General features: G+C 63.4%; 10 protein-coding genes. 5 read left to right on the forward strand and 5 right to left on the reverse strand.

Annotation, left to right across the window (positions count from 1 at the left end):
- Positions 1–86 precede the first annotated feature (86 nt).
- Entirely contained in the window at positions 87–2,063 is a 1,977-nt protein-coding gene (acs, locus tag JQN66_RS12805) for an acetate--CoA ligase (RefSeq protein WP_239464003.1), read from the forward strand.
- A 99-nt stretch (positions 2,064–2,162) separates the two neighbouring features.
- Here acs and JQN66_RS12810 read toward each other — a convergent pair whose 3' ends face one another.
- A complete protein-coding gene (locus JQN66_RS12810) occupies positions 2,163–2,801 on the reverse strand; it encodes a hypothetical protein (protein ID WP_204675379.1) in 639 nt (212 codons plus the stop codon).
- A 172-nt stretch (positions 2,802–2,973) separates the two neighbouring features.
- Here JQN66_RS12810 and aroQ point away from each other — a divergent pair, with 172 nt between their 5' ends.
- The gene (gene aroQ / locus JQN66_RS12815; RefSeq protein WP_188948744.1) at positions 2,974–3,426 is read left to right on the forward strand and encodes a type II 3-dehydroquinate dehydratase; all 453 of its coding nucleotides are present in this window, start codon (positions 2,974–2,976) and stop codon (positions 3,424–3,426) included.
- Between the two features lie 37 nt (positions 3,427–3,463).
- Here the strand turns inward: aroQ and JQN66_RS12820 are convergent, their stop codons facing one another.
- A complete protein-coding gene (locus JQN66_RS12820; RefSeq protein WP_188948743.1) occupies positions 3,464–4,654 on the reverse strand; it encodes a MarP family serine protease in 1,191 nt (396 codons plus the stop codon).
- A gap of 204 nt (positions 4,655–4,858) precedes the next feature.
- Between JQN66_RS12820 and JQN66_RS12825 the strand changes: the two genes are divergently transcribed.
- Positions 4,859–5,536: a Crp/Fnr family transcriptional regulator gene (locus JQN66_RS12825; RefSeq protein ID WP_047119846.1), complete on the forward strand. Its 678-nt coding sequence runs from the start codon at positions 4,859–4,861 to the stop codon at positions 5,534–5,536.
- A 78-nt stretch (positions 5,537–5,614) separates the two neighbouring features.
- On the opposite strand, the gene JQN66_RS12830 is transcribed toward JQN66_RS12825, so the two are convergent.
- From JQN66_RS12830 to JQN66_RS12840, 3 genes are all read right to left on the reverse strand, one after another.
- Complete coding sequence (locus tag JQN66_RS12830; protein WP_204677589.1) at positions 5,615–6,529, reverse strand: NUDIX hydrolase; 915 nt, start codon at positions 6,527–6,529, stop codon at positions 5,615–5,617.
- Positions 6,530–6,590: 61 nt separating this feature from the next.
- Positions 6,591–7,067 carry a RidA family protein gene (locus JQN66_RS12835; RefSeq protein WP_204675381.1) on the reverse strand — a complete coding sequence of 159 codons (477 nt, stop codon included), beginning with the start codon at positions 7,065–7,067 and terminating at the stop codon, positions 6,591–6,593.
- 32 nt (positions 7,068–7,099) lie between these two features.
- A complete protein-coding gene (locus tag JQN66_RS12840; protein ID WP_113607488.1) occupies positions 7,100–7,255 on the reverse strand; it encodes a Sp36 family protein in 156 nt (51 codons plus the stop codon).
- A 175-nt stretch (positions 7,256–7,430) separates the two neighbouring features.
- On the opposite strand from JQN66_RS12840, the gene JQN66_RS12845 reads away from it, so the two are divergent.
- Both JQN66_RS12845 and JQN66_RS12850 read left to right on the forward strand, forming a co-directional pair.
- On the forward strand, positions 7,431–9,608 hold the full coding sequence (locus tag JQN66_RS12845) for a transglycosylase domain-containing protein (protein ID WP_239464005.1): 2,178 nt from the start codon (positions 7,431–7,433) through the stop codon (positions 9,606–9,608).
- Positions 9,609–9,721: 113 nt separating this feature from the next.
- Positions 9,722–10,675: a metallophosphoesterase gene (locus JQN66_RS12850; protein WP_204675385.1), complete on the forward strand. Its 954-nt coding sequence runs from the start codon at positions 9,722–9,724 to the stop codon at positions 10,673–10,675.
- Positions 10,676–10,818 lie beyond the last annotated feature (143 nt).

Below are 10,818 nucleotides of genomic sequence, written 5' to 3' on the forward strand. Positions count from 1 at the left end.
CGTGACACAAACCACACAGGCCGACCCTTGAGCGTGTAACTTTGATCACAGAGTTAAACGTGTCTAACTGGAAGGACCAAACTACCGTGAGCGAATCCAAGACTTTGGATAACCTGTCGAACGAGACCCGGTCATTCGCACCGAGCAAGGAATTCAGCGACAACGCCATTGCCACCCAGGCCCGCTACGATGCCGCGGCAGCCGACCGGTTGGGCTACTGGGCCGACCAGGCGCGGCAGGTCCTCACCTGGGACACGGATTTCACCGAAACCCTGGACTGGTCCGAAGCGCCGGTGGCCAAGTGGTTCGTCGGCGGCAAGGTCAACGCGGCGTACAACGCGCTGGACCGCCACGTCGAGAACGGGCTGGGAGACCGCGTCGCCATCTACTTCGAGGGCGAGCCGGGCGACACCCGCACCTACACCTACGCGCAGCTGACCGAAGAGGTCAAGAAGGCCGCAAACGCCTTCGAATCCCTGGGCGTCGAAAAGGGCGACCGCGTCGCCGTCTACCTGCCGATGATCCCGGAAGCCGTCATCACCATGCTGGCCTGCGCCCGCATCGGCGCCATCCACTCGGTGGTGTTCGGCGGCTTCTCCGCCGACGCGCTGCGCAGCCGCGTCGATGACGCCGACGCCAAGCTCGTGGTCACCGCCGACGGCACCTGGCGCCGCGGCAAGCCGAGCCCGCTGAAGCCGGCCGTCGACGAGGCGCTGTCCGCCCCGGGCCATACCGTTCAGAACGTCGTGGTCGTCAAGCGCAACGGCGAGCCCACCGAGTTCGGCCCGCTGGACAAGTGGTGGCACGACGTCGTGGACTCGGCCGGCACCGAGCACACCGCGGTGGGCCACGACTCCGAGCACCCGCTGTTCGTGCTGTACACCTCCGGCACCACCGGCAAGCCCAAGGGCATCGTGCACACCACCGGCGGCTTCCTCACGCAGACCGCCGTCACCCACCGCGACACCTTCGACCTGCACCCGGAATCCGACGTATTCTGGTGCACCGCGGACATCGGCTGGGTCACCGGCCACTCCTATGTCACCTACGCCCCGCTGGTCAACGGCGCCACCCAGGTCATCTACGAAGGCACCCCGGACACCCCGCACCAGGGCCGCTGGTGGGAAATCGTGGCGAAGTACGGCGTCAGCATCCTGTACACCGCGCCGACCGCCATCCGCACCTTCATGAAGTGGGGCCGGCAGATCCCTGACGGCTACGACTTGTCCTCCCTGCGCGTGCTCGGCTCCGTGGGCGAGCCGATCAACCCCGAGGCATGGATGTGGTACCGCGACGTCATCGGCTCCAACAACGGCGCCAACGGCGAGAAGAAAGCGAACCCGACCCCGATCGTGGATACCTGGTGGCAGACCGAAACCGGCGCCCACATGATCGCGCCGCTGCCGGGCGTCACCAAGACCAAGCCGGGCTCCGCCCAGGTCGCCGTGCCGGGCATCAGCATCGACGTGGTCGACGAGGCCGGCAACTCGGTGGGCAACGGCGAGGGCGGCTTCCTGGTCATCCGCGAACCGTGGCCTGCCATGCTGCGCGGCATCTGGGGCGACATGGAACGCTACAAGGACACCTACTGGTCCCGCTTCGATAACATGTACTTCGCCGGCGACGGCGCGAAGAAGGACGACGACGGGGACATCTGGCTGCTGGGCCGCGTGGACGACGTCATGAACGTCTCCGGGCACCGCCTGTCCACCACCGAGATCGAGTCCTCGCTGGTCGCCCACCCGTACGTGGCCGAGGCCGCCGTGGTCGGCGCGAAGGACGAGACCACCGGCGAGGCAGTGGTCGCGTTCGTGATCCTGCAGACCGAACCGGCCGAGGGCGAGGATGTCGTGGCGACCCTGCGCAACCACGTGGGCAAGGACATCGGGCCGATCGCCAAGCCGAAGCACGTGCTGGTGGTTCCGGAGCTTCCGAAGACCCGCTCGGGCAAGATCATGCGCCGTCTGCTCAAGGACGTGGCAGAAGGCCGCGAGGTCGGCGATGCCACCACGCTGGCGGACAACACCGTCATGTCGCAGATTGCGCAGTCGATGAAGAAGTAGCCGCCAGGCCGCGAATACAGGCCGCCGCCCGGATGCCCGCCTCCCAGCAGGGGAAGCGGCTCCGGACGGCGGCCTGTGCCGTGCCCGGGGACTTCGACGCTAGCGCGCCGCTTCCCTGCGGTCCTTGACCTCGACCGTCGAAGCGGCGCTGTGGCCGTCGACCACCACGTGGACCGACTCCAGGTCCTTGAACTTCTTGTGCGTCGCGTCGAGCACTTCCTCGGCGATGAATTCAAGGTCGCCGGGGGTGTTGGTGAAGATCTGCGGGTCTGCGGCCGCTGCCTGCTCCATGGTGATGCGCAGCTGCCCTGGTGCGTTCGAGTCGAAGGACTCGATGTAGTAGTACGGCCAGGTCATCGCGTCCGGGCATCCAGCTCCGGCGGAGTCCAGCCACGAAGCGGCCACCTTGTCGGCCCAGCCCTGCGGGGAGCCTGCGACCCCGGAGGGGTTCCATGACACGCAGTTCTTGTCCCAGGTGGCTTCGGAGCGGCCCAGATCAAGGGCGATCTGGCGGGCGTTGTCGATCTCGGCGGGAGTTGTCGCCCTGGCTGTGGGAAGCGTCTGGGGCACAATGGGCCCCTGCACGATCGGGGTGCCGGCGTTGGCTTCGGCGGTCAGCTCGGCGTCGTTCTTCAGGAAGTCCGGATCAAAGTGGTTCACCGCCAGAATGCCGAGCACCCCGGCCAGGAACGCACCTACCGAAATATTGCCGATGATGCGCTTGGCACGCCTGTTCATGCGAACCTCCTGATGATCCCGGGCTTTCCACCATTGAATATATCCACATGAGCCGTGGACGGGAATTCGAGGGCCGCTTGATGCCGGCACCGCCGGTTCGCGCGGTTGCCTGGGTCCGGATGGCTTCGTCATGGAACAGCGCCGGGAACACCGGCTGTACTAGATTGACTCCATGACTGAAAATGCCTCACGCACCATCCTGCTGCTCAACGGACCCAACCTGAACCTGCTGGGAACCCGCGAACCCGAGATCTACGGCCGCGAGACGCTGGCCGATGTCGAGGCACTGGCCCGCAGCACGGCCAAGTCGCTGGGCTTCGAGCTCAAGGCCCTGCAGTCCAACCACGAAGGCGTGCTGCTGGACGCCATCCACGAGGCACGCACCACCGCCGCGGGAATCGTCATCAACCCCGGCGCGTTCACCCATACCTCGATCGCCCTGGCCGATGCCATCAGTGGCGTGGAGCTTCCGGCCATCGAGGTGCACATCTCGAACGTGCACAAGCGCGAGGCATTCCGCCACCACTCCTACATCTCCCCCGTGGCCAGCTCCATCATCATCGGCGCCGGGGTCAACGGCTACCGCCTGGCCGTTCAGCAGATGGCCCACCTGCTGGGCAGCTAGCGGCGGCGCAGTTGCCTGGATCCGTACTGGCCCGGAGCTAGTCACTGATGCAGGCGCCGGTCTTGATCGAGGTGGTCCGGTGGCCGCCGGCGTTCAACGCGTCGCTCATTTCTTCCAGGCTCAGGGCGAAGCCCACCTCGTCGTCGCTCCGGGACTTGGCGAAAATCAACCCCACGGCGTCGCCGGATTCATCCAGCAGCGGGCCTCCCGAGTTGCCCTGGGCCACCTCGGCGGTGAGCTGGTAGACCGACAGCTGCGCGGGATCCTCGCCGTAGATATTGGCGATGGAGACGGTGGCCTTGGACGCGACGACGGCGCCGCGCACCTGCTGCGGCCCGCCGGAGGGGTATCCGACGAACGCCGCGGAATCCCCGCGAACCAGGTCCTTGGTGGCCAGGTCGATCGGTTCGGCGGCAAGCCCCTCCACGTAGAGCAGCGCGATATCCGCCTCGGGATCGAAGTACACCACCTTGCCTCGGTTCAGCTCGCCCCTGCCGGTTTCCACCGTGGCGGCGCTCAAGCCGGCGACCACGTGGGCGTTGGTCATGACAAGGTCGTCGTCGATGACGAAACCGGACCCGGTCAGGTTCACGCCGCACTCCACCGCGGTGCCCGAAATCTTGGCCACGGACTTTGCCGAGGCCAGCTGCAGGTCGTTCGGCTCCCAGTCGGTGTCCTCGACCGGTGCGACCGGCGGGGCGAAGGGCTCGATCAGCGCGGGAATGGTCTGCGCCATCACGGCCGAGCGGGCCGTGGAAATGGCCGAGGTGACGAAATCCGGGGTGAGCCCGCGGATCGTGTCGATCATCTTGGATTTGGCGATTTCGGCGGACAGCCGGGGAATGCCCATGCTGGAGGCGGAGAACGCCAGGGCGCCGATGATGGTGGCGGTAATCAGGATCGAAAGCGCACCGCCGGCCAGCCGGTCCGCTGCGCGCAGGAAATCGACGTTCATCCAGTGGCGGATCTTGGTGGCGATGAAACGGCCCAGCGCCTGGCCCATGATGATCAGCACCGCAGCGGTGGCGACCATCAGCCCCACCCGCCACCACGGATTGCTGGCCAGGGTCGACACCAGCGGGATGGCGAAGAACGCCGCCACGCCGCCCACGATCAGTCCGAGCATGTCGCCGACGGTCAGAAGGAAGCCTCGGCGGAGTCCGATAATGAAAAAAGTCAGCAGAACAACGCAAATGACCGCGTCCAGCCAGCCGAAAACTTCGAGCACCGAGACTCCACTTCATTCATCCAAACGGTATTAATCCAAGGTACCCTTAGAAGCTGATGGATTTCTGCGAGCATATTCGCGAGTTTTGTTCGAAACTGCGTGATTTTCAACATTTTCTTGGTTAAACCACGTGTGGAAACTGTCACATTGTTACCGAATACGGCACAATGAAGTGAGCGCCTACTACTGTTGACAGGAGATTTAATGGATATCGAGGTACTGCGCCGTGCGCCGCTTTTCGCGTCGCTTGGTGATGAAGTATTCGCCACGCTAACCGAAGAACTGACCGAGGTCGATCTGTCCCGTGGTGCATCGGTGTTCCGTGAAGGCGATCAGGGCGACCGTCTCTACTTCATCGTCTCGGGCAAAATCAAGCTCGGCCGCACTTCGTCCGACGGACGCGAAAACCTGATCGCCGTTCTCGGCCCGGGTGAGCTGTTCGGCGAAATGGCCCTTTTCGATCCACACCCACGCAACGCAACGGCGACCGCCGTGTCGGAAACCCGACTTGCCGGTCTGAGCCACGAGAACATGCGCAAGGCGATCCTGAACTCTCCTGAGGTTTCGATCCAGCTGCTGCAGGCTCTGGCCGCCCGCCTGCGTCGCACCAACGAGTCCCTCGCCGATCTGGTGTTCTCCGACGTTCCTGGCCGCGTGGCCAAGGCGCTGTTGGATCTGGCCGACCGCTTCGGTCGCCCGGCCACCGATGGCATCCTGGTCGCTCACGAGCTGACCCAGGAAGAGCTGGCACAGCTCGTCGGCGCCTCGCGTGAAACCGTGAACAAGGCCCTGGCCGAGTTCGTGCAGCGCGGATGGCTGCGTCTGGAAGCACGCGCCGTCGTGATTCTGGACATCCAGCGCCTGCGCCAGCGCTCGCGCTAGGCCGCATCAGCGAAGACAGCGAAGGCCGAATACCTGCAAAGTATTCGGCCTTCGCTGTCTTCGTCTCAGGCAGCCGGTTCAGTGCCCGGCCGTGGCCTGCCAGGATCTGGCCGAATCTGCCTTCTGCGTGCCGATGACCTCAAGATAGTAGGTGCCGTCGCGCACCAGCAGATCGGGATGCTGCAGGTCGAAGGAGCGCACACGGGAGAGGTAGGCCACCACGCCGTTGGCATCGGTCATTCGCTCGAGCATGATTTCCACCGCCGGGTAGGTGATCTGCGACAGGTTCATGTCCACGGTATTCGGCTGGCCGACCATGTCCCCCAGCGCGCTGCTGTTGCGTTTGGCGATCACCTGGCTGGCAACGCACCAGCGCCCCCATTTGCCCTTGCCGCGCAGCAGCGTCGGCTCCTGCCGCAGCGGGACAGTGGCCGCGAAGTACCAGGTGTCGAAGCGTCGGAAAGCGAAGTTCGGGCTGAGCCAGTGCGCCACCGGGCGCAGCAGGTCGGTGCGCAGCCCCAGGCCGCGGCGGCGCAGGAACTCATCGAACCCCAAGTCCTGGCCGGCGATGGATTCCCGGGCGGTCATCCATTCCTCGGGGTCGGTCATCTCGATGACCGACTGCTCGTCGGTGCCAGCCAGCAGGATGCCCGTTTCCTCGAAAAGTTCTCGAATGGCGCAGACGATGTGCGCCTGCACCAATTGCTGGTCCAACACGTCCATGCGCTTGGACCACTGCGACAGGCTCGGGCCGAACCACTGGTAGGCGGCCCTGTCGCTGGCTTCGTGGCTTCCGCCGGGGAATGCCACGTTGCCCAAGGGGGATCCCCCGGGGCGGTATGTCAGATAGGTCTCCACGCCTTGGGAAGTGTCGCGCACCAAGGTCACCGAGGAGGCCTTGCGGGCGGCGCGCGGAGTGCGCGTTCCGAAGGCGAACCAGTTTTCCGCCGCGGAGACTTCGTGCAGCGGCACGTCGAAGAGCCGGCGCACCACGCCGTGACGCGGTCCCGACGGGAATGCCCGTCGGGACCGCGCTACAGCGTCGCGTCGTTGACTACTCAAATTCCGCGATGACCTCAACTTCGACCGGGGCGTCCAGCGGCAGGACAGCTACGCCGACGGCCGAGCGGGCGTGCAGCCCGGCATCGCCGAGTACCTCGCCGAAGAACTCCGAAGCGCCGTTGATGACACCCGGCTGGCCGGTGAACTCGGGGGCCGAGGCTACGAAGCCGACGACCTTCACGATGCGCTTGATGCGGTCAAGGTCACCAATTTCGGCTTTGATGGCCGCCAAGGCGTTCAGTGCTGCAGTCTGCGCCATGCCCTTGGCAGTCTCGGCGGATACCTCTGCGCCGACCTTTCCCACAGCTGAGAGTTCACCGTTAATCAGCGGCAACTGCCCTGAGGTGTAAACGTAGTTGCCGGTGGTGACGGCAGGCAGGTAGGCGGCTACTGGCTTGGCAACGGCGGGAAGGGTCAGTCCAAGCTCGGCCAGGCGAGCTTCGACACGCGAAGAAGTGGCTTCTTGCATGGGGTTTTACTCCTTTTTTAGGGGTTGGGCGATTACTGCTTCGGACGCTTGAGGTAGGCCACCGGAGAGGTGCCGTTGGGGCCTGGAACTACGGTAACCAGCTCCCATCCGTCGTCTCCCCACTGGTCGAGAATCTGCTTCGTCGCGTGGATCAGCAGAGGTAATGTGGCGTATTCCCATTTAGTCATACTCGATACGTTAGCGCGTCCTTGTAAACTAGTGGGTATGGCAGCTAAGAAGTCACCCTTTTTTGATACAGCTACCACTTTGGGCAAAATCGTCGCATTCTTCGGAATCAGTGCCCTTTGTGGTGTGCTCGCCGCCGGCATGATCGTGCCCGTGGCAGCTATAGCAAAAACCGGTTTGACCACCGGTAACAACATTGTGAGCGCGCTTCCGAGCTCGTTCGAGGCACTTCCGATTTCGGAGCCTTCGACGATCTTGGATTCCGACGGGAAGGAAATCGCGAAGTTCTACGAGCAGAACCGCCAGCCGGTGAAGCTTGATGACATTTCGCCGTTCATGCGCAAGGCCATCGTGTCGGTTGAGGATGAGCGTTTCTACGAGCACAAGGGCATCGATCCCCAGGGCATCGCCCGTGCCGTCGTCAGCAACGTCACCGGTTCCTCGCGCTCGGGTGCTTCGACCCTGACCCAGCAGTACGTGAACAACCTGCTGGTTAACAACCAGGAACTGACCGGTGCCGAAGAGAGCACCATCAGCGGCCAGAAGGACTACGCGGACAAGATCCGCGAGTTGAAGTACGCCGTGTCCATCGAGAAGGAAATGTCCAAGGACGAGATTCTCGAAGGCTACCTGAACCTGGTGCTGTTCTCGGGCCGTGAGTATGGGGTGCAGGCTGCCGCACAGCACTTCTACTCCGTTGATGCCAAGGACCTGAACCTCCAGCAGTCGGCGATGCTCGCCGGCATGGTGCAGCTGCCGAACGTCTACAACCCGATCAACAACCCCGAGCGCTCGCTGGATCGACGCAACAAGGTGCTGGGCAACATGCTGCGCGCCGGCGCGATCACCAAGGCCGAGTACGACAAGGCAGTCAAGAGCGACTTGGAGCTGGACCCCAGCAAGTCCCCGTCCGGCTGCATCGCCGCGGATGACAACGCCTACTTCTGCGACTACGTCACCAACTTGATCCTCACCGACGATGCATTCGGCGAGACCAGGCAGGACCGCGAGAACCTGTTGTACCGCGGCGGCTTGACCGTCAAGACCACCTTGAACGGCAAGCTGAACAAGAAAGCCGCGAAGGACGCCCGCAAGGCGATCGATCCGAAGGCCAAGTCCAACAAGGACGTCTACTCCTCGATCGTTTCGGTCGAGCCGGGCACCGGCAACATCCTGACCATGGCGCAGAACACCACGTACGACCCGGCCGGCGGCCTGGGCAATACCGTGATCAACTTCGCCGTTGAACGTTCGCTCGGCGGTGCCGGCGGCTTCCAGGGCGGTTCCACCATGAAGCCTTACACCACGCTCGCGTGGCTCAAGGAAGGCCACAACATGTGGGACACCATTAACGCTCGCAGGCAGACCTTCCCTGTCGGCTACAAGTTCAATGCATCTTGCTTGCCAGGCGGAACCACGACCGTCGGTGCCCCGTGGGAGCCGAAGAATGCCTCGCGCGGCTTCTACCGGCCGATGAAGGTCGACTACGGCCTGTTTTGGTCGATCAACTCCGCGACCGTTCAGGAAGCGGCCAAGCTCGACCTGTGCAACATCACCGATTACATCAATGCCTTGGGCGTCAAGGCCCAGGACAAGGGTGAAAACGGCACCCCTGCCGATTTCACCCCGGCCAACCCTTCGTTCATCATCGGTTCCGAGAAGATCACTCCGCTGAGCCAGGCCGCGGCATTCGCAGCCTTCGCCAACAGGGGCGAGTTCTGCGAGCCGCGCGCACTAACCTCTGTCACCGACCGCGACGGCAATGCCTACAAGGTCAAGAAGACCACCTGCAGCCAGGCCGTTGAAGAGCAGCACGTCAGCGACTTGAACGGCACCCTGTCAAAGATCGCGAAGACCCGCGTGGCGAAGGGAACCATCAACGTCCCGATCGCCGGCAAGACCGGAACCAACAACGGCGCAACTTCCACCTGGTTCGTTGGCTATACCACTGGCATCTCCACCGCCTCGTGGGTCGGCCGCTTGAAGGGCCAGGGCGAGGACCGCAAAGAGAACCTCATGCACGGTGCCCTGATCAACGACCAGCGCGCTCCGTCCATGGTTGACTCATCGACCTATGCCGCACCGCTGTGGCTGGACTTCATGCAGGAAGCAGTTTACGACTACCCGCACGAATCGCTCGGCTCGGCACGCAAGGCACCGGTCGTGAAGAAGAAAGAACCTTCCGAGGACTCTTCTGATTCCAAGTCCGATTCGAAGGAAGACTCGAAGTCCGATTCCAAGAAGGAATCGAGCTCCGAATCGAAGTCGGAGGAGAAGGAATCCAAATCGGATTCCAAGGAATCCAAGTCCGATTCGAAGTCCGACTCCAAGAAGGAATCGAAGTCCGACGACTAGCTTGCAGCTGTGAAGGCCGCGTTCAACTTTGGTTGAACGCGGCCCTTCGGCTTAGATTGGCTTAATGAAGGCTTTGTGAAAAGCCATATTGAAAGGACGATGACGGACAAGTCATGGCGGAACAAAAAAACTTTGCATCGGCGTTGGGCCATGCTGCCGGGACCGCGGCCCTGCTGGCGGCCGGGACGCTGGCTGTAGGCGGAGCGCTCATCGGTTACGGCATGTATGAGACCCAGAAGTTCGGGGTCCGCCGCGAGACCTTGAAGCTGCTCCCCCGCGGTGCCGCCGACATCCGCATCCTGCATCTGTCCGACATCCACATGATCCCCGGCCAGCACCTGAAAACCCGGTGGATCAGGAACCTGGCCAAGCTGAACCCGGACTACGTCATCAACACCGGCGACAACCTCAGCCATCAGAACGGCGTCCCGGATCTGTTGCACGCCCTGGAGCCGTTGATGCACGTGCCGGGCGCCTTCGTTCCCGGATCCAACTGCTATTTCGCTCCGCGCCCGAAGAACCCGCTGCGCTATCTGGTCCGGCACACCGGCACTCCGAATCCCTCGGAACGCGACGCGCTGCCATTCGAGAACATGCACCGGGCCTTCGGCGCGGCCGGATGGATCAACATGTCCAACCAGGCCTACTCGACCGTGCTGAAAGGCATCCGCCTGGATTTGACCGGCGTGGACGACCCGCACATCGAACGCGACCACTTCGCCGGATGGACCCGCGGCTCCTCCACCAGCAATGAGGCCCCGCACGTGCGCATCGCGCTGACCCATGCCCCCTACCAGCGGGTCCTGGACCAATTCACCGCGGCCAACGCGGACGTCATCTTCGCCGGCCACACCCATGGCGGCCAGGTCTGCATCCCCGGCTACGGGGCGCTCGTGTCCAATTGCGACCTGCCGACCTGGCGCGCCCGCGGCCTGACCTACTGGGAGCATGCCGGCAACAGCGTGCCGTTGAACGTCTCGGCCGGCCTGGGCCATTCCCGCTTCGCACCGATCCGCATTGCTTGCCCGCCGGAAGCGGTGCTGGTGACGCTGACCGCCAGGGACTGACCGCCCCAGACCCATAAAAGCTTCGTTCCTGCCGCATCTCCTTGCTGCAGGAACGAAGCTTTTTGCCCTTTATGAAACATTTACTTCTCAATCCCCTGAATGATTGAATTCTCCCAACTAGTGGTTGTAGGCTGTAGCTCTGT

This window comes from Glutamicibacter protophormiae, assembly GCF_016894325.1.
In the GTDB taxonomy this organism is placed as follows: domain Bacteria; phylum Actinomycetota; class Actinomycetes; order Actinomycetales; family Micrococcaceae; genus Glutamicibacter; species Glutamicibacter protophormiae.

What these genes read in the sequence shown, in the direction of transcription:
- JQN66_RS12810 (WP_204675379.1), bottom strand. Translation starts at nt 2,801, where the DNA reads ATGAACAGGCGTGCCAAGCGCATCATCGGCAATATTTCGGTAGGTGCG.
- aroQ (WP_188948744.1), top strand. Translation starts at nt 2,974, where the DNA reads ATGACTGAAAATGCCTCACGCACCATCCTGCTGCTCAACGGACCCAAC.
- JQN66_RS12825 (WP_047119846.1), top strand. Translation starts at nt 4,859, where the DNA reads ATGGATATCGAGGTACTGCGCCGTGCGCCGCTTTTCGCGTCGCTTGGT.
- JQN66_RS12835 (WP_204675381.1), bottom strand. Translation starts at nt 7,067, where the DNA reads ATGCAAGAAGCCACTTCTTCGCGTGTCGAAGCTCGCCTGGCCGAGCTT.
- JQN66_RS12840 (WP_113607488.1), bottom strand. Translation starts at nt 7,255, where the DNA reads ATGACTAAATGGGAATACGCCACATTACCTCTGCTGATCCACGCGACG.
- JQN66_RS12850 (WP_204675385.1), top strand. Translation starts at nt 9,722, where the DNA reads ATGGCGGAACAAAAAAACTTTGCATCGGCGTTGGGCCATGCTGCCGGG.